Below are 18,737 nucleotides of genomic sequence, written 5' to 3' on the forward strand. Positions count from 1 at the left end.
CTTTTCAAATTTATTGTGAGGGGATGTAATTAATTCAGGTGAGAGATAAATAAAAAGCAGAGAAAAGGGCGGGATTTGGGCCCCCGCCCTATGAAAATATTACTTTAGCGTAGCGAAATACTCTTGAGATCCCTTTGGATCTGCCTTCATTGTCTTAGAACCTTTAGTCCATCCCGCAGGGCAAACTTCGCCGTGCTTAGCTGTGTACTGGTAAGCTTCAACTGTGCGCAGAACTTCTTCAACGTTACGTCCAACAGACAGGTTGTTTACTGTGCATGTTTGGATAACGTTTTTATCGTCAATGACGAACACTCCGCGAAGAGCTACGGCGTCGTCAGCAAGAACGTCGTAATCGCGTGCAATTTGCTTTGTAAGGTCAGCTAGAAGTGGGTGGGCCATCTTTCCAAGACCACCTTTGTTGCGCTCAATTTGAGTCCACGCAAGGTGTGAGAAAGCAGAGTCTACAGAACAACCAATAACTTCACAGTTTAGTTCTTTGAATCTTGCAAGGTTGTCTTCGAATGCTGTGATTTCAGTAGGGCAAACGAATGTGAAATCTAGCGGGTAGAAGTAAAGAACTTTCCACTTACCTGCAAAGTCCTTGTGAAGAGAAAGTTTTTTGATTTCGCCGTTAGCAACAGCTTCAGCTGTGAAATCCGGAGCAATTTTTCCAACTAATCTAGACATGTGAGCCTCCATAAATTGTAGTTAGGTTGGTGGGTATTAAAAAAGATAGTGTTACTTTAAATGCATAAGGCCCGGAGATCAAGGCTAAAAAACCTTCCAAAAACCAAATATAACGCACACTTATGCCTTGTTCTTTTTTGCTTTAAGAGTAAGCTAAATAGTTAAAGATTTAAGGCCTAGAAGCCGATAAAGAGACGAAATGTATTAAACGTATCAACTTCTTATGGAGAGAAAGATGGATCCAAAAGCTTATATTCCTAACCCTATTGTTATTGAGCAAACAGCGAGAGGGGAGAGACAGTACGATATTTACTCAAGACTTCTTCTAGATCGTATTGTGTTTTTAGGAACAGAAGTTAACGATACAGTGGCCAATCTACTGATCGCTCAAATGCTTTTCTTAGAGCAGTCTGATGCAGACGCTCCAATTCACTTTTACATCAACAGCCCAGGGGGATCGGTTTACGCTGGTCTTGGGATTTACGATATTATGCAACACATTTCTTGCCCAGTGTACACGTACTGCGTGGGGATGGCAGCATCAATGGGATCTCTTCTTTTAACTGCGGGAGCAGCTGGGTTCAGACACTCAATGCCACACTCGCGTATCATGATTCACCAACCATTGGGGGGTGCTCGTGGACAGGCTTCTGATATTCAAATCCAAGCTAACGAGATCCAGGACCTAAAAAAGCAACTAAACGGGATCTACGTTCGCCACTCAAGCGCAGGTATGACTATGGAGCGTATTGAAAAAGAAACTGATCGTGATAATTATCTAAACCCACACAAGGCCATTGAGCTTGGGTTAATCGACGTTGTTATTGATAAGAGCGGAAGAAAACTTAAAAAGTAGTTAATAAAATATAGGTCAGTGGATTTAGAGAAAGGAAATCAAAATGACAAAAGAAAAAGCGAATTTCGGAAGTGCTCTTCACTGTAACTTCTGTGGAAAGTCACAAAAAGAAGTGAAGAAACTGATTGCTGGTCCTGGATGTTATATCTGTGATGAGTGTATCGAGCTTTGTAACGATATTATCTTTGAAGACTCTCAAAAAAATAATGCAAAGGCCGTTGTTGACAACGTTCCTAAGCCTCACGAGATTAAAGCTCACTTAGATAACTATGTTATCGGACAAGACAGAGCGAAAAAAATTATCTCGGTTGCCGTTCACAACCACTACAAGAGAATTGCTCACAAGTCGGGCGACACTCGTAAAGGTGATGTTGTTGAACTAGCTAAATCAAACATTCTTCTAGCGGGTCCAACAGGATCTGGTAAGACGTTAATTGCCCAGTCTCTGGCGAAATTTTTGAACGTTCCATTTGCTATCGCTGATGCAACTTCATTAACAGAAGCAGGGTACGTAGGGGAAGACGTTGAAAACATCATCTTAAACCTTCTTCAAAACTGTGACTTCGATGTTGAGCGCGCTCAACGCGGAATTGTGTATATCGACGAGATCGATAAGATTGCAAGAAAGTCTGAAAACCCATCAATCACTCGCGACGTTTCGGGTGAAGGTGTTCAGCAGGCGCTTCTAAAAATCGTAGAAGGAACAATTGCTTCTGTTCCACCAAAAGGCGGACGCAAGCACCCACAACAAGAATTCATTCAAGTTGATACAAAAAATATTCTTTTCATTTGTGCCGGAGCTTTCGTCGGTCTGGATAAAATCATCGAGAAGAGAATGACAAAAAGACCAATGGGTCTAATGGCCGAAAAACAAGAAGCAGAACAATCAATGATTGAAAAGCTTGGAGGGATCGAGCCTGAGGATTTAACAAAATTCGGTCTTATCCCTGAGTTCATCGGACGTCTTCCGGTAAACGCTATGCTGACTGAACTTGATGAAGCGGCATTAGTTTCAATTTTAACAGAGCCAAAAAATGCTCTTACAAAACAGTACGCAAAACTTTTTGAATACGAAGGAATCGAGCTTGAGTTCGAACCAGATGCTCTTAAAGAAGTTGCTCGCCAGGCGCTCGATAGAAGAACAGGGGCCCGCGGTCTTCGCGCGATCCTTGAGCAGTCTATGCTTGACGTAATGTATGATGTACCGGCAAACGAAAAGGTTTGTAAGGTTATCGTAACAGTTGATTCTGTTTCTGGTAAAGGATCTCCAAAAGTAGTGGAAGGTCCAAGAAAAGTTCCGGCACCAGCTACAGGAACAGCGACGGTTGCTACGAAAAAAACGGTAGAGTCGGCTTAAGTTTTCTAACACATTTCTAACAAATGAAGGCCACCTTAACCGGTGGCCTTTTTTATTCCGATAAGCATGGTCAAAATTAAGAATCAATTAAGTTAGATTCTGCTTAATTATTCTCGATAATAGGTTTAACAGCGAGGGAATGCATGTTTAAATCTAAAAGTCTGAATTTTAAGTTGAGGGCCTCTTTTGGTGCGCTCATTGTCCTGTTACTTTTTGTTGGGGGCATGAATATTCATTTGTTGAATAAGACGACTTCTCAATACGATCACGTTGCTAAAATCAACCTGGAAAATTCCATTATCTTAAAGCACCTGGACTCGAGCTCGCGCGAGATCTTAAGACGCATGCTTCAATATACAATTGAAGGAAATACTCCCGAAGATATGGCCCGCATTGATGACTCAATCAAAAAACACCTTGAAGAGTATGAAACATACAGAAAGAAGTATGAGGCGGTTCCCTTTGTTGAAGGGGAAGCGGCCCTGTATGAAGAGGTGAACTCAAACTGGCTAAAGATGCAGCCTTTTTTGAGAGAAATGCCACTGTATGCTCGATCTTCAAAAATGGAAGACAGAGTGAAGTTTGGGAATATTTACCGAACTGATCTTAAGGCTTCACGAGACGGTTTTTTTAAGGCCTTAGATGCGCTAACAGAGTTTCAGGTGAATGAATCCCACAAATGGGCAGACATGGCCTCTAAAACCTCCGAGACGGCTGATTTGATAACAATGGTGACACTTTCCCTTGGCGTTGTCTTTGGGGCCTTCATTGCGTATTTTATTTCCACAGGGCTTACGACTCAATTAAGAGAGCTGACGATCAGTCTTTCCGAAGGGGCAGAGGTCGTGGCCAAAGCTTCAGATAACATCGCCCAGTCGAGCGAGGAGCTTTCTTCAAGCGTAAATGAGCAGGCAGCGGCGATTCAGGAAACGACGGCTTCAACGGAAGAGCTTTCTGCGATGGTTAAAAAGAACCAGGAAAATGCTTTACAATCAAATGCTGTTTCAAAAAAGAGTGCAGAGTCTGCCCAGATTGGAAAGCGCTCGGTTGAACAGATGATACAAGCAATTGAAGAGATTCATCACTCTAACCAAAAGATGATGATGACTGTTGATAACAACAACGCAAATATCGAAGAGATTATTAAAGTGATTCACGAGATTTCTAATAAGACTAAGGTCATTAATGAAATCGTTTTTCAGACCAAGCTTCTTTCTTTTAACGCTTCTGTTGAGGCAGCGAGAGCGGGAGAGCAAGGAAAAGGGTTTGCTGTCGTAGCAGAGGAAGTTGGAAACCTGGCCACGATGAGTGGGAATGCTGCTCAGGAAATTTCAGACATGCTCTCAGCTAGTACGGCCAAGGTTGAAAGCATCGTCAATAAAACGAAAGAAGAAGTTGGCGTCTTAATGGTTGAAGGAAAGAGCAAGGTTGAGCGTGGGATCAGCGTGGCCCATGAATGCAATGAAATCCTGGACCAAATTGTGACTCATGTTGGAGATGTTGACGGGATGGTCTCAGACATCACAGTAGCTTCGGAAGAACAGAGTAAGGGAATCAGTGAGATTTCCCGCGCGATGGGTCAGCTGGATCAGGCCACTCAAATCAATGCAGACTCTTCAAGGCAGATGGCCCTTTCTTCAGAAGAGCTTTCAGGACAGGCACGAAAACTCAATGGATTGGTGCTTGATTTAAAGGATACGATAGAAGGAAAAGTTGCTTAAAAGTAAAGGCCCTTTTTAGGGCCTTTTTTATTTTGAAAGTTTTGAAACGACTTCAGTTTCCAGAACCAGCATTTGCTCATCGGCCAGGATCACTATTGAGTCGATGTTTTGTCTGTGAAGCCCATACAGAGGAGAGAGTTCACTGTTAAAAATTTTCTTGGCCTCGACCAGGTCATTCTTGTCCAAGGCCTTAAGAAAGCTATTTTTTTGGACGTTAAAAAAGACTGACATATTTCCAGAAACGAAGGTGTCTTTTAATTTTTTGTCATCCAGATTTTTTTTCCAGTAATCAAAACGGGCCATATAGGCCTTTTCCAATTCTTCGCTTTTTCTCTTAAGTCCTTCAAACTCTTTTCCTGGACTGCCATTTCTTTCGACTTTATAAATCATTTCCAGGTCATTGAGATAGGACTCAATAACAAAGGCCGGCGGAGGAAGGATGTCTGAGATTAAGTCTTTTAAAAGAAGAATTTTTGTATAGGCTTCACTCTTAATCATTTTATCTTTTGGATTTTTAGATTTGAGTGTTTCTTTTTCCAGTTCTTCAATGTCTTTACGGGCCAGCTCAACGGCGTCTTCGACAATTGTCTTATGCATGTTATAGGCACTGCTTAGTTCACCTAAAATAACTTTGGCTTCGCGGACATTGCCTTTTAGAAGCAGTGGAATGAACTTGTTTTCAGCAATGGAGTAGAAGTTCTTTGCTTCCTGAGCGGAGTGAATAACGATCAGCTCTTTTAAGCGCGATTCAGGTAAATCCTGTTTCCAGATTTTAATTCTCTCAAAGTAACCTTCGATTTCATCACTGCCGCTGATGCCTTCTTTTAACATCCTAAGCTCTTCGATCATGTTTTTGATTTTTCTCAGTTCCAGTGGATCAATCTTTTTGTCCTTCATCGCCAGTTCTGTTTCATTTAAGAGCAGGAGTGTCGTGAGATAGGACTCAATAATAAAGGCCGGCGGAGGCATGATGTCGGCAATGAGATCCTTTGTACGGATGATTTTTTTGTAATAAGTTCCACCAATCTGCAGTTCTTTTTTGGGAGCTGCCAGGGCCTGTGAGCTTAATGTTAAAAGGCAAAGAGCAATCAGGGTTTTCACACGGTCTCCATTATCTTATGTAGCTATCGAAAATTCTGCGAAAGCGTTTATTGCGCTTAAGTTGACTAAGGCCTGCTTCAAAATCTTTTTTGATTTGTTCGTCCTTGAAGGCCACGGAGAATTTCACTTCTTCCGGAATGATGTCATAGTAGCTGATATCGACTGAAGTGTCATAGGCCGATGAAAGTATTTTTTTATAATAGTTAAAGGTCACCTTGTTGGTGATGCTAACGTCAAAGCGGTTGAGCCAGAACATTTTATTCTGGGACTCGCTGGTGACGGGTTCAGTGTAGTGTAAGGCAAAAGAGCCATCGGCCTTGGGAGTATAAAGCCTGCGGTATTCATCACCACAGTATTTCCAGGCAAAGGGCCAGGCACCAACGCTGTACCTTTGCAGGTCATTGATTCTCTCCAGGCGGACTTCTTTGCTGAGTTTGGCCACAGCGTAGTACTTCATTTGCAAATAATCGGTAGAGTAGAAAAGATTGGGTCTTTGCTCTAAAACGCCTACGGCAATATCGAAGGGCATTTTATTGCTGGCCATCTCCAGGCGTTTAGCCGGGAGAGTTGAGAAGTCTATAGCGTGTCCTGATTGCAGAAGGGCCTCTCTGACGACGTCGACTTCAATGCCTTTGACTTCGCCGTTTTCTGAAAAAACATAAGGCGGACGGTTTTCTCCAAAGGCCACTTTAAGCGTTTTTGCCGAGGCAACAGAGGAGAAGAGAAGAAGAACGGATAATACCTGGTTCATTTCAGATTCCACATGGATTGCAATTACAAGAGGTCAATTGCCAAATAAAAACTTAACTGAAGAGATGATAGTTTTACTGGCAATGAGAGGTCAAAAACAATCGCTTGCTAAAAAGAGATTTAATATTGCCTTTAGGTTCTTTATTCAGATCGAGATGGTGATTTTTTCACACTAAAAAGAGGAAAAAATCTAAAAAATAATCCGAAAGATTCACTCGGATATAGGTGCATTTTTGCACCTATCTTGCTGAATTTTTTTCAACTTACACTTCCTTACAAAGTGCCCCTATGAATGTTTCTTGGAAATACCTAGAGTTAGGTCTTGGTGACACGAAATACCCTATAAAATTTTTCCCCCATAATGGGAGTTTGTTTAAGAAAAAAAGCAATTTATACCATTTCTTTTATTTTGCAAAAGAATCGAATTTCATGTCATGATTTTATTAGACCCTTCCAAATCCTCTACGGAAATCAAGAAGTGATACCTAGGGATTGGGGAGAAGTAACAAATAGTGCAGGAGGTACTATGTCGCAAGGTTGGTCAGAGTCTAAAAAGTTCCCATTATTACCGCTAAGGGACATGATTATTTTCCCACACATGGTAGTACCTCTCTTCGTCGGAAGAGAAAAATCAATCTCTGCTCTTGAAGAAGCACAAAGAAACAACAATGAAATCTTTCTTGTTACACAGAAAGACGCTAGTGTTTTAAACCCAGACCGCGAAGATATTTACGAAGTGGGTGTGGTGGTAAACATTATTCAAATGCTTCGTCTTCCAGACAATACAGTAAAAGTGTTGATCGAAGGGAAGTACCGTGCACGCATCAAAAAATTTGAATCAGGTAGCGATGGCTACTTTGCTGAAGTCGAGAAATGCGTATCAGAAACAAAAGACCCAGTTACTCTTGAAGCAACCATCAGAAGCATCAAAGGAATCTTTGAACAGTATGTGAAGCTTAATAAGAGAATTCCGCCTGAACTTCTGATGAGCATTTCTTCGATTACGGATCCTTCTCGTTTAGCTGATATCATGGTTGCTCACTTAACTATGAAGATCGCTGAGAAGCAAGAAATCCTTGAAGCTGTTGAAGTAGGAAGAAGATTAGAGCTTCTACTTGAAAAGATGCAGGGTGAAATCGAAATCATCAACGTTGAAAGACGTATCAGAACTCGCGTAAAAACTCAGATGGAAAAGTCTCAAAAAGAGTACTACCTGAACGAGCAAATGAATGCGATTCAAAAAGAGCTTGGGCAGAAAGACGATGGTAAGACTGATATCCAGGAAATGGAAGAAAAGCTTGCTGCCAAGAAAATGCCTGAAGAAGCTCGTGAAAAAACGGCTAAAGAACTTAAGAAACTTAAGTCTATGTCTCCAATGTCAGCTGAATCAGCTGTTGTTAGAAACTATATAGACTGGATGCTTTCACTTCCATGGGATGAGTACACTACAGATAATAATTCCGTAGCGAGAGCGAAGGAAATATTAGACGACCACCACTACGGAATGAAGGACGTTAAAGAAAGAATTGTAGAATACCTAGCGGTTCGTTCACTTCTTAAAGAAGAAGGCAAAGGAACAATCCTATGTCTTTCAGGTCCTCCGGGAGTTGGTAAGACGTCAATCGCGAAGTCTCTTGCTGAGTCTCTAGGAAGATCATTCCAACGCATCGCCCTTGGTGGAGTTCGTGATGAATCTGAAATCCGTGGACACAGAAGAACATACGTAGGAGCTATGCCAGGGAAGATCATGATGGCCATGAAAAAGGCCGGAACGTCGAATCCTCTGATCCTGTTAGATGAAATTGATAAAATGTCATCTGATATGCGTGGCGATCCTTCAGCAGCAATGCTTGAAGTACTAGACCCTGAACAAAACAAGAATTTCGCTGACCACTATATCGAAGTTGAATACGATCTATCGAAAGTTATGTTCGTTATGACAGCTAACGATCTAGGGAAGATCCCAGGTCCATTAAGAGACCGTATGGAAATCATCCACCTTTCTGGTTACACTCCACAAGAGAAACTGGAAATCGGGAAGCGCTACCTTCTTAAAAAAGCTGTTAAAGCTAACGGGTTAACAGAGCACGAAGTTCAAATTGGTGATTCATGTATGATCGACATCGTACGTGGATGGTCAAAAGAAGCTGGTGTTCGTGAGTTCGAAAGACTGGTTAACACTGTCGTAAGAAAAATCGCTACTGAAGTTGTAACTAAAGAAGTGCCGGCAGGGAAGAAATTCAATGTCACTTCAAAACAACTTTCTAAATATCTTGGGCCAAGAAGATTCGACAGCACAGATATCGAAGCAGGAGCTCAAGTTGGACTGGTAAACGGTCTGGCATGGACTTCGGTTGGTGGTGAGCTACTTCACATTGAAGTTGTGACAGTAGAAGGAAATGGAAAAATCCAGATTACAGGTAAACTTGGTGAAGTCATGCAAGAGTCGGCGAAGGCAGCTCTTTCATACGTAAGAGCAATCTCACCAAAACTTGGAATCAGCGCTGAGTGGTATACAAAGAACGATATCCATATCCACGTACCAGAAGGAGCGACTCCAAAAGACGGTCCATCTGCGGGTGTGACAATGGTGACAGCTCTGACTTCAGCTATCACAGGAATTGCTGTTCACCAGAACGTAGCAATGACTGGAGAGGTGACAATTAGAGGACGTGTTCTTCCAATTGGTGGATTAAAAGAAAAACTTCTTGCAGCTAAACATGCAGGTGTGAAGACGGTTATTATCCCAGCTAAGAACGTAAAAGATCTTGCTGAGGTTCCTGAAGAAATCCAGGCAGGCCTTGACATCCACCCATGTGAGCACGTAGATCAGGTTCTAAAAGTGGCCCTTGATCTTACGAATCCAGAGAAATTTCTTCAGGCCGTTACACCAAGTCTTACTGTGGTGGAAGGGGCAAGAGGAATGGAAGTTGCCAACTAATAAAGCCATCTAAAAATTATTTAATTGACAGTAATTTTCAATAGAAAGGGCCCCGAAAGGGGCTTTTTTTATTCCAAAAGTTCTGTCCATGCTACTATCTATACATGACCCAGATACTCGTTCTTACTGAAGACCAAAAAGTTAATAGTGTAATTCAAAACGGCCTGTTCGAAAAATATGGCACCGAAGTGATCGTGCGCAATGGAGTGAGTGAAGCCATCTCTATGCTCGATATTCTTCCAGCAATTGAAATGATCGTTTGCCGCGATAAACTCGCACCAAGAATTTTTGATTATCTCATCAAGAACAAAGAAAATTTTGAAAGTGATGTTAAGGTCGTGGTGCTTGGAGAATTAGAAAGCAAATACCCACATGTTTCTTTTATTCCCAATAAAGCGAACTTTCAGAAAGTCATTGCTCATTTAGGATTTGTGATGGGAAAAGAAAATTCCCCTCAGATCTTTGAAGTAGAGCAGCCGCAGACATCTCCGCCAGTTTTTGCACCGATTCCTGCACCTGTGGAAGTCCAGGAAGAAATTCCGGAAAACGAAGAAGAAGATAATAGCGATAAAACGACCGTCTTTAGATCGCCTCTTCTGGAAAAAAAACCACCTACAGTTAAAAAAACCGGCGATCCCACAGGCTCTCCTGTTTACATTGCCATCAGTATGAAATACTTCCTGACTCTTCCAGAGACAAAAATGGATTTCAATTTATACTCGAGAGTAAAAAAAGGCGAAGGCTTTGAGTATAACGTGAAGATTGCCAGCGGAACAAAAATTGCCCGCGCTGATCTTGACCGCATGCTGGTGCGTGGAGGAAAAGAACTTTACGTTGCCCAGGAAGATTATAAAAAGGCCAATGAACTTCTAAGCGGCTTTTTCCTTGACCGTTTTAAGCGCGTCTCCAACATTCAAGAGAGAATGCAGTTAAACTCTGACAGTTATGAAATTCTCCTGGATGTTTTTAAAAACGGCACGCTAGATAAATACAATGTAGAAATCATTAAAGAAGTTTTGAAGTCGATGGACTTTCTTCTGAAGTCTCCTAATCCTCTGGAAGCTTTTTTAGTTGGATTAAAAAATACGAAACTCTCTTATGGATACGCTCATAGTTATATGGGATGCCTGTTGCTTTTTGCTGTCATGGGAAAATTCTCATGGAGTCAGGATCAGACTAGAAATAAGATTCTTTACCTAGCACTCTTTCACGACCTTGCTTTAAACAGTGACCGTTTGATTAAGGCCCACCATTCACCAGCAGAAAGAGCAAAACTTTCTGAAGACGATCTGGCCGTTGTTAATGGTCACGCCGATGCAGCAGCTGCAATTCTTGAAACGATTATCAAATCTTCCAAAGAAGTTCCTTCTATTGTGCGAGAACACCACGGAATGAGAAACGGGCGTGGTTTTCCAGAATCTTTGAGCCTGGGGATTTCACCATTAACCATGTCATATATTGTGATTGAAGATTTCGTTACACGCTTTATGGAAAAAGTGGAAAAAGAAGAAATTACAAAAGAGATGATGGTGGCAATTTCGGAAGAATTAAAGAACAAGTATGTGAAGCTGACTTATGCCGATGTGGCGGAAGAGTTACAAAAATTCTTAAAAGACCGGTGATTTCTCACCGGCCTTATTCAAGCAAATATTAAAGAGAAACTGTACAAGCTGCGTATGTGCTTGCATCGTTTCCTCTGTGGTCCAGAAGAATTTGAGAAATAAAGAATTCTACCTGGTTCTTATCATTCCCTCTTACGTTAAGGATTTTTGATCCACCTTGAAGATAACGAGGGAAGCTTAGTTTTTGAGTCGCAGAGATTTCACCAGTAACAGCGTCAACATGGTAATTAGCGTATGAGTTTAAAAGCGAGAAGTAGTCGCTCTTGTTATTTTTATCTTGGATTGCGATTGTAACAGCGTCAGTTGAGATTGTTACGTTAACTGTACATTTCTCAGCGCCGTTTTTTCCAGCGTAAGTTCCAGAAGGGATAAGGTTAGAAACTGCTTCAGTTGCAGTGAAAGCGTGTGCAGAAGCTGAAAGAACAAGTGTCATAGCAAGGACGAAAGATTTCATAATAACTCCTCATTTGATGGGCCAGTGGATTGACCCCTTAGTAACTTTGGAGCTGTGATTTACCGCAGAAAAAAGGGGGTGGCAACCTCTGTGGCCATCTTGTAAAAACAACATGGTTAATAAGGGAGCGGCCCAAAAAGCTCTAAAAATTAATAGATTTTCACTTTTTTGAATTGACAGAAGAAAGTGGTTTGACTATCTTCTTATCCACTCGACGAATTCAAATGGGCGTTTAGCTCAGCTGGGAGAGCGCTACCCTTACAAGGTAGATGTCGGGGGTTCGAACCCCTCAACGCCCACCATTTTTATTCTTCCTTTTAATCCCGTTTATTCATTTATTAAGATTTCATCCCTTTCAGGGACTTTTCTTTACATTCAAAACATCTGCATGTTAATTCCGGTCAAACTTCAACCAGGAATTCGTATGAAAATGCTTCTGCCTTTGATTCTCATGACCTCGATGAACCTGCATGCCAGTGAGATTAAATTCATCTCGTGCTCCGACAATCAAGAACAATACAATGCCTTCTTTAAAGTTAAGAATGATAAGATTCTTTCTTACGCTTTTAACGACTATGTTGGATGGAGCGAAGAAATTGAAGTGACGCCAAAAGACACTGTAAATGGTGAGCTGTGGATTCAGTGGGGAGAGTTTATGGATACGAATTACGGTTTCGTTGTGACCGTAAAAAAAGACCTGTTGAATGGCTGGAAAGCACTCAATTGGACCAGTGGAAATGACTCTGACAATTATGAAGCAGTCGTTAATGATTCACCTGTTGCCTGCCACCTTCTAAAACACAGACCGTATGGTGTAAATATTGATTCCCTAAATATTGAACGTAGCCTTTAATTATCTGATTACAGCTCTTGGTGTTTATGATCTAAGCACCAAGAGACTTAATTTTTTTAAAAAAATCCTAGTAATAAATTCCAGTTAGATAGACAATAAATTATGTCAAAAAATCTTATCTTAGCTTTGGTCTTTGCTTTGATTATCCCAGTTTTAGTAAATGCTGAAGAGGACACTTCTTATAAAAATGCTATCGTCGCAGAGTTTCTTTTTGCAGAAGGAAATTACGACATCAGTGGTCCGGGCATTGATTATAAGTTCAGCTCAGACTTCGCTTCTCGTTTTAAATTTTCTTACCTGAGACGCTTTAATGAGAGATTCGTTCTTTTTGGAACGTTCTCGACTTATGAAATTACCGTACTCAATACGACTGACAATTCTAACCGCAAGAGCAAGATGGGAGGTTATGAAGTTGGGGCGAGATATTACATTTCCCAGCGCTGGTCAGCGACAGTGAGTGCGGAAAGTAAAAAAGAAATTTTCTTTGAAGACCAAAACGGCATCATCAATGGTGTTGTCGATTGGACAAAAAGACTCAATGGTGGACTTTATATGAAGGCGTTTGAAAAAGGCGACTTCGCCATCGTCCCTTCTTTGAGAGTAGGGTTCATCCTGCCGTCAGGGGATCAGAAGATTGGTACTTCTTATTTAATTAACAGTAACTTCAATTACTTCTTTCCAAAAGTCAGAGCGAGCTTGGGTGTAGGCTATGAGGTTCGCAATCAGAAGTACAAAACCATTAAACTGACAGAAAGCGGATTACAGTTTGCTTTCGGTGCAGGTTATAGTTTCTAGACTCCTACAATATTTTTCTTAATCAGACGGATGGCCATTGCCAGAAGAATGGTCCCGAAGAACTTCCTTAGGATAATACTTCCACTGACGCCGATTTTTCTATCGATGAAATCCGAAGACTTTAAAACGAAATAAACAAAAATCAGGTTGAAGAAAACACCCAGGATAATATTAATTCTCTGGTATTCAGCATTGAGTGAGATCAGAGTCGTCATAGACCCTGCTCCTGCGATCAATGGAAAGGCCAGAGGAACGATGGGAGAGGTGTAGGCAAGTTGTGGGTCGTGTTTAAAGATCTCGATGTTTAAAACCATTTCCAGGCCTAAGAAGAACATGATCAAACCACCGGCCACGGCAAACGATTCAACGTCTACGCCAAAAAGGTGAAGAATCGATTCTCCGATAAATAAGAAAGCATATAACAGCACACCTGAGACAATGGTGATCTTGAAAGCATCAAGCACTTTGAACTTCTTTTTGATGTCGAGGATAAAGGGGATGGCCCCCAGAATATCAATGACTGAAAAGAGAATAAGTGTAACTGAAAAAAATTCTTTAAAATTTATTGAGTTCATACCTGTTGATCCTAACTCAATATCTGTAAAAAATACACTGCTGTTTTGAAAGCCAAACTTGTTTGGTAAACCCGACAAAACTCAGGGGGATTCTTATGATCAGGCAAGCTATTGTCTCTTCAACTATTGCAGTGCTTTTAACAATGTCAGTGCAAGACGTGTATGCACAAGCTGTGTTGGGGAAAAATTCACTTTTAACAAACCAGTTAATCGTTCCGGCCGAAGCGGCCAATAAAGTCGTAGGCGTAAGGCTAGATGACTTAGTTAACAACTTTCCTTCTCTTGTTCCAGGTCTTGCTAACGTCGCGGCCAACATAAAGAGCAATCCACAGGCATTTTTTAACAGCGGGACAATCGAAGTTGTCCACAATGTTTTCTTAAATAAGCTTCCAGAAGTGACACCAGGAATGGTTCGTTTATCGGTTACAGCTTATGTTAAGTATAAAGGCTTCTCAAATTTTGAACGCTTTACTGTTTCATACAACAATGGAGCTAAGAAGCTAGCTGATATGCTGATTCAATCAGAAGGTTCTGTGAATTTAAGAGACACTGCTTTTTCAATCACAGTTGGATTGGTTGATAGAAAAGTGATCATCGAAGACTCAATGTACGATATTAAATTCGTCTTCCCAATCGGTGTTGGTGGATTTGATGAAGGTGTTTTAAACGAAGGACGTGTAAGTCTTTTAACTCCACGTTTTCAAAATGGAGTGATTGACCAGAGAGCGGTTATCTCAAAAAGAGAAAAACCTCGTTACTTTGATGGGAAACCATTCATCAGACTTTTAAAAGGAAATGATATTAGAAACGACATGACAGCGATTGGTTTCCATACTGAAATCAACGATTCATTTGTTAGAGGATTTGACTCTCACGGGTGTATGAGACTTCGCGTTCCTGATCTAATGGCACTTCACGACCTGATCATGGACAACGATGAACAACAAACTCCGATTACTGTGTCTTATAAAACAAAAGACCAGGCGGATCACCCGGCAGGAAAGAGAAATAAAACTTATAAAACAGTTTTAAATAACGGAACAAAAGAAAGCCCGTTCTTCCCGCTTGATAGAGACAACCTGGTACAATTAACTTACAGAGAAACAGGGGCGCCTTTAGATAAGCTAATCGACAGCGCCGATGATAATTACGAAGACGTTTTTAGCTACGACACTCAAGAGCAGTTAAAAGAGCAAAATGCCCGTCGTAAAAATGAATGCCAGGCCAAACTTATGGCCGGGACTATCGGGACATCCCAAAAAGATATGGAAAAGTGTCTGGACGCTGGAAAACGTGAAGATTCGGCCAAAGACCGCATCTACCGCAAGTTTATGGGGATTGATTCAATTACCGCATTAGACTTATTTTAAGAGCTTACAGGGGATTTCCCAAAATCTAGGCCTTAAATAGGTGATAAATTTTACAAGCATTATGGTGAGAACCACACCATCTGCTAGAGTTAAAAGGAATCACTTATTTAAGGCCTTTTTTATTGGTGGAACGATGAAAGCAAAAATCCTTTTTCTAAGCGCAATCCTGATTGCCTCAATTCAAACTCTGCACGCTAAAACGTTAATCGTCAGCGATGTGGATGACACCATTAAAATGACAGATGTTTTGGGTAAAAAAAGTACGATTGTATTCAACGGACTTTTTAGAGAAAAGGCATTTGCAGGAATGAGTGAACTCTATAACCAAATGATGAATGAGGACACTTCCATTTATTACGTGAGTGGCTCTCCTAAACTGATCCGCGTGCGCGTGAGTGAATTTTTGGAAGAGAATGATTTTCCACAGCAGCGCAATCTGCTGCTTAAAGATTCGATGAATGATGACACTTATGAATACAAAACATCGACAATCAAAAAACTTATTAAGGAATTAAGGCCAGATAAGCTCATTTTAATCGGTGACGATACAGAATACGATCCACAGGTGTATGAGCATATCAAGGCGGAGTACCCGGAATTGTCTTCGACGATTTATATTCGTGCCGTCAGCAATCGCGAAGGAGTACAGACGTTGTTCTTTTCTCCAATGGAAATTGCAGGTCATGAATTCTTAGAAGGAAGACTTGATAAGCGCGCTTTTAAAGTTGTGGCCCATGGATTTCTTAAACAAACAAATGATAGTGGCATTGTGCTTAAGTCCCGCTATTGTCCTAAAGAAGGCAGAGAAGCAATAGAGGAACTCAAACACAAAATCGCGGATCAGGACATCACTGAGCTTTTTGCTAAAACCCAGAAGAAAATCATCAGGTCTTGTAATTAACCGATGAGGTGATCTGGAGTAAACGAAAGAGGAAGCAGTTCAGAGAACTTCATAGTGACTTCTTTTCCGTTTTCGTCACCCATGATGACGATCATATCTTTAGCTGCAAATTCACTCATAACCTGGCGGCACAATCCGCATGGCGGCCATCCGTCTTTGGTATAAACGTAAACTTTAGCAATTTTCATTTTTTGATCAGAGACTGCTTTTAAAATCGCCACTCTTTCAGCGCAAATGGTCCCGCCGTAGCTGGCGTTTTCAATGTTGCATCCAGTGTAGATAGAACCATCACTCATTTCAATTGCACTTCCTACTTTCGCTTTTGAGTAAGGAGAGTAAGCTTTGCTTGCCGCATCTTTCGCTTTTTCGCGTAGTACTTTTTTGATTTCCATTATTTTACCCTCGAAAATTTTACGATTGAACGGTTAAGAAGTTCTGTGAAGTTGCTCATTACTTTATTGGCTTCATCTTTAATGTCTTCGTGTTTTAAAGTCTGGTCGATAATTCCGGCACCCATATTGGTTACACATGAAACACCACAAACTTTAAGACCAATGTGGTTGGCGACGATCACTTCGTGAACAGTGCTCATTCCCACAACGTCTCCGCCCAGGATTCTGAACATTCTGATTTCAGCAGGAGTTTCATACGTCGGTCCTAAAACTCCAACGTAAACACCTTGTCTGTTGTTCATTTTTAATTCAGCTGCAGTTTCTGCAAGAATGTCGATGTATTTTGCATTGAAAGCATGAGACATATCCGGGAAACGAGGACCGATTGAATCATCGTTTGGCCCGATTAACGGGTTTCTTCCCGTAAGGTTGATCTGGTCAGTAAGGATCACTAAGTCTCCAGGCGAGTAACTTAAGTTCACTCCACCGGCAGCGTTAGTCACGACTAGTGTTTCGATTCCCAGTTTTGCCAGAACGCGCACAGGGTAGACAACGTCTTCCATGTCGTGGCCTTCGTAAAGGTGAAAGCGTCCCTGAAGAGCAACAACTTCAACACCACCAACGGTTCCCAGAATCATTTTTCCGTCGTGCCCTTGCACTGTTACTTTTTTGAAGTGAGGAATGTCGTTATAAGGAATAACGGTTTTGTTTTCCATCTTCTCAACAAAATCACCCAGTCCAGAACCCAGGATAACTCCTACGCGTGGATTGGTTTTTTTTACGTTGTGAATATGAGCGACTGTCTTTTCTAGTTTTTGTGTTAGTGATTCCATGTTTACTTCTTTTTCTTTGTAGCCTTCTTAATGGGCTTCTTTACGGGCTTCTTTACTGTTTTTTTTGCCACTTTTTTTGGGGTGGTCTTTTTAGCACTGCTAGTTTTCTTTGTCTTCGTATTTTTTCCAGCAAAGCTTGTATTAATATCAATAATCAATTTCTTTTTAGGTGGTTTACTTGCACTTATAGTGATGTCACGGCTTGTTACAAGCTCAGAGATCTCCTCAGCAATTTTCATTTGATTATCGTGACAGTAGATCGTCATCAGCGTCTCGCCTTTAGCGACTTTATCTCCAATCTTTTTATTCATCACGAAACCTACAGCGAAATCCACTGCGTCTCCCGTTTTTTGTCTTCCACCACCCAGGCGCACACAGTGCTTACCAAGCTCAGTGCATTCCATCTTTGTGACGTAACCAGCTTTCTTAGACTTCACCTCGAAAGTTGTTTTTGTCACAGGAAGAAGAGAGTAGTCATCAACAACTCTTGCGTCTCCACCTTGATTTGAAATCAACTCGCGGAATTTCTCCAGCGCACTTCCGTCATCAATTGAAGCCTGGGCTTTTTTAATTCCTTCTTTTAAGTCTTTTGCCAGACCTGCCAGGTAGATCATCCCGCCGGCAAGGGCCACTGAAAGATCTGTTAAATCTTTTGGTCCTTTTCCTTTTAGGGTTTCGATACTCTCGATGACTTCCAATGAGTTCCCGACAGCTAACCCTAAAGGCTCTGACATGTCTGTGATCATTGTCATCATATTTTTATCGAATCTATGTCCGGTTTTTCTGATTGATTCAGCTAATTTTTTAGCGTCGGCCAGTTTAGACATGAAGGCCCCGTTGCCGGTCTTGATGTCCATCACAATTCCTTTTGCTCCTTCGGCCAGTTTTTTACTCATGATTGAAGCCGTGATAAGTGGAATTGATTCAACTGTTCCCGTCACGTCTCTTAGGGCGTAAATCTTTTTATCAGCAGGAGCGATTTCTTTGGTCTGACCAATGAGAACAACTCCGCGCTCGCGTAAAAGTTTTTCAAATTCTTCTAATGAGATTTCTGTTTTAAAACCCGGGATCGATTCGATCTTATCGATCGTTCCACCTGTATGACCAAGGCCGCGGCCGGCGATCATGGGAACTTTTACACCACAAGCGGCGGCAATAGGAGCGAGGATGAAAGAAGCTTTGTCGCCAACTCCACCCGTTGAGTGTTTGTCGATAAAATGTTGTTCTGGAAAGTTGAGAACTTTACCCGAGTAAAGCATGGCATCTGTCAGTGCTGCTGTTTCTTCGATGTCCATTCCATTGAGATAGATGGCCATGAGTAGAGCACTCATTTGATAATCAGCAATTTCACCTTTTGTCAGTCCATCAATGAACCAAGAGATTTCATCTTTGCTAAGTTTTTCTTTATCTCGTTTCTTTTGTATAATACTATAAGCTGAGAATGATTGAGTCATACGTCCTTTAAACCGTTCCTTAAAAAATTAAGAGTAAGGGGTAAAGTGTATTGAAAAGACTCGTGAAAATCAAAC

The 18,737-nt window shown here is 41.3% G+C and carries 17 protein-coding genes and 1 tRNA gene; 10 read left to right on the forward strand and 8 right to left on the reverse strand.

Annotated elements, in window-relative coordinates; translation table 11 throughout:
- Positions 1-99: 99 nt before the first annotated feature.
- Complete coding sequence (locus C0V70_RS03700; RefSeq protein WP_166637348.1) at positions 100-687, reverse strand: peroxiredoxin; 588 nt, start codon at positions 685-687, stop codon at positions 100-102.
- Positions 688-922: 235 nt separating this feature from the next.
- On the opposite strand from C0V70_RS03700, the gene C0V70_RS03705 reads away from it, so the two are divergent.
- The 3 genes from C0V70_RS03705 to C0V70_RS03715 all read left to right on the forward strand — a co-directional run bounded on the left by C0V70_RS03705 (position 923) and on the right by C0V70_RS03715 (position 4,621).
- A complete protein-coding gene (locus C0V70_RS03705; RefSeq protein ID WP_102242523.1) occupies positions 923-1,543 on the forward strand; it encodes an ATP-dependent Clp protease proteolytic subunit in 621 nt (206 codons plus the stop codon).
- A 43-nt stretch (positions 1,544-1,586) separates the two neighbouring features.
- Positions 1,587-2,900, forward strand: coding sequence for an ATP-dependent Clp protease ATP-binding subunit ClpX (gene clpX / locus C0V70_RS03710; protein WP_102242524.1), 1,314 nt, complete (start codon positions 1,587-1,589; stop codon positions 2,898-2,900).
- A gap of 143 nt (positions 2,901-3,043) precedes the next feature.
- Entirely contained in the window at positions 3,044-4,621 is a 1,578-nt protein-coding gene (locus C0V70_RS03715) for a HAMP domain-containing methyl-accepting chemotaxis protein (RefSeq protein WP_102242525.1), read from the forward strand.
- 27 nt (positions 4,622-4,648) lie between these two features.
- Here the strand turns inward: C0V70_RS03715 and C0V70_RS03720 are convergent, their stop codons facing one another.
- Positions 4,649-5,722: a hypothetical protein gene (locus tag C0V70_RS03720; protein ID WP_102242526.1), complete on the reverse strand. Its 1,074-nt coding sequence runs from the start codon at positions 5,720-5,722 to the stop codon at positions 4,649-4,651.
- A 10-nt stretch (positions 5,723-5,732) separates the two neighbouring features.
- Complete coding sequence (locus C0V70_RS03725; RefSeq protein ID WP_102242527.1) at positions 5,733-6,473, reverse strand: substrate-binding periplasmic protein; 741 nt, start codon at positions 6,471-6,473, stop codon at positions 5,733-5,735.
- 525 nt (positions 6,474-6,998) lie between these two features.
- On the opposite strand from C0V70_RS03725, the gene lon reads away from it, so the two are divergent.
- Together lon and C0V70_RS03735 are read left to right on the forward strand one after the other, a co-directional pair.
- Complete coding sequence (lon, locus tag C0V70_RS03730) at positions 6,999-9,413, forward strand: endopeptidase La (RefSeq protein ID WP_102242528.1); 2,415 nt, start codon at positions 6,999-7,001, stop codon at positions 9,411-9,413.
- A gap of 104 nt (positions 9,414-9,517) precedes the next feature.
- Entirely contained in the window at positions 9,518-11,035 is a 1,518-nt protein-coding gene (locus C0V70_RS03735) for an HD-GYP domain-containing protein (RefSeq protein ID WP_102242529.1), read from the forward strand.
- Positions 11,036-11,063: 28 nt separating this feature from the next.
- On the opposite strand, the gene C0V70_RS03740 is transcribed toward C0V70_RS03735, so the two are convergent.
- Entirely contained in the window at positions 11,064-11,489 is a 426-nt protein-coding gene (locus C0V70_RS03740; protein ID WP_102242530.1) for a hypothetical protein, read from the reverse strand.
- Positions 11,490-11,715: 226 nt separating this feature from the next.
- Here C0V70_RS03740 and C0V70_RS03745 point away from each other — a divergent pair.
- The 3 genes from C0V70_RS03745 (at position 11,716) to C0V70_RS03755 (ending at position 13,137) form a co-directional block, all read left to right on the forward strand.
- Positions 11,716-11,791: transfer RNA gene (locus C0V70_RS03745), tRNA-Val, on the forward strand.
- Positions 11,792-11,913: 122 nt separating this feature from the next.
- A complete protein-coding gene (locus tag C0V70_RS03750; RefSeq protein WP_102242531.1) occupies positions 11,914-12,342 on the forward strand; it encodes a hypothetical protein in 429 nt (142 codons plus the stop codon).
- A 102-nt stretch (positions 12,343-12,444) separates the two neighbouring features.
- Positions 12,445-13,137 (forward strand): hypothetical protein, encoded by a 693-nt coding sequence (locus C0V70_RS03755; protein ID WP_102242532.1) that lies wholly within the window; start codon positions 12,445-12,447, stop codon positions 13,135-13,137.
- Here the strand turns inward: C0V70_RS03755 and C0V70_RS03760 are convergent.
- Positions 13,134-13,712, reverse strand: coding sequence for a MarC family protein (locus C0V70_RS03760; protein WP_102242533.1), 579 nt, complete (start codon positions 13,710-13,712; stop codon positions 13,134-13,136). The genes C0V70_RS03755 and C0V70_RS03760 overlap by 4 nt on opposite strands.
- Before the next feature lie 95 nt (positions 13,713-13,807).
- On the opposite strand from C0V70_RS03760, the gene C0V70_RS03765 reads away from it, so the two are divergent.
- Together C0V70_RS03765 and C0V70_RS03770 are read left to right on the forward strand one after the other, a co-directional pair.
- Entirely contained in the window at positions 13,808-15,082 is a 1,275-nt protein-coding gene (locus C0V70_RS03765; protein ID WP_102242534.1) for a L,D-transpeptidase, read from the forward strand.
- A gap of 133 nt (positions 15,083-15,215) precedes the next feature.
- Positions 15,216-15,983: a phosphatase domain-containing protein gene (locus C0V70_RS03770; protein WP_158649553.1), complete on the forward strand. Its 768-nt coding sequence runs from the start codon at positions 15,216-15,218 to the stop codon at positions 15,981-15,983.
- Here the strand turns inward: C0V70_RS03770 and cdd are convergent.
- The 3 genes from cdd to C0V70_RS03785 are packed head-to-tail and all read right to left on the reverse strand — an operon-like array spanning position 15,980 to position 18,662.
- Positions 15,980-16,375, reverse strand: coding sequence for a cytidine deaminase (gene cdd / locus C0V70_RS03775; RefSeq protein WP_102242536.1), 396 nt, complete (start codon positions 16,373-16,375; stop codon positions 15,980-15,982). The two genes, C0V70_RS03770 and cdd, sit on opposite strands and share 4 nt — an antisense overlap.
- Complete coding sequence (locus C0V70_RS03780; RefSeq protein ID WP_102242537.1) at positions 16,375-17,208, reverse strand: purine-nucleoside phosphorylase; 834 nt, start codon at positions 17,206-17,208, stop codon at positions 16,375-16,377. Before C0V70_RS03780 ends, cdd begins: the two co-directional genes overlap by 1 nt.
- A 2-nt stretch (positions 17,209-17,210) precedes the next feature.
- A complete protein-coding gene (locus C0V70_RS03785; RefSeq protein ID WP_102242538.1) occupies positions 17,211-18,662 on the reverse strand; it encodes a thymidine phosphorylase in 1,452 nt (483 codons plus the stop codon).
- Positions 18,663-18,737 lie beyond the last annotated feature (75 nt).

Origin of the sequence: Bacteriovorax stolpii (assembly GCF_002872415.1) — a bacterium.
In the GTDB taxonomy this organism is placed as follows: Bacteria; Bdellovibrionota; Bacteriovoracia; order Bacteriovoracales; family Bacteriovoracaceae; genus Bacteriovorax; species Bacteriovorax stolpii.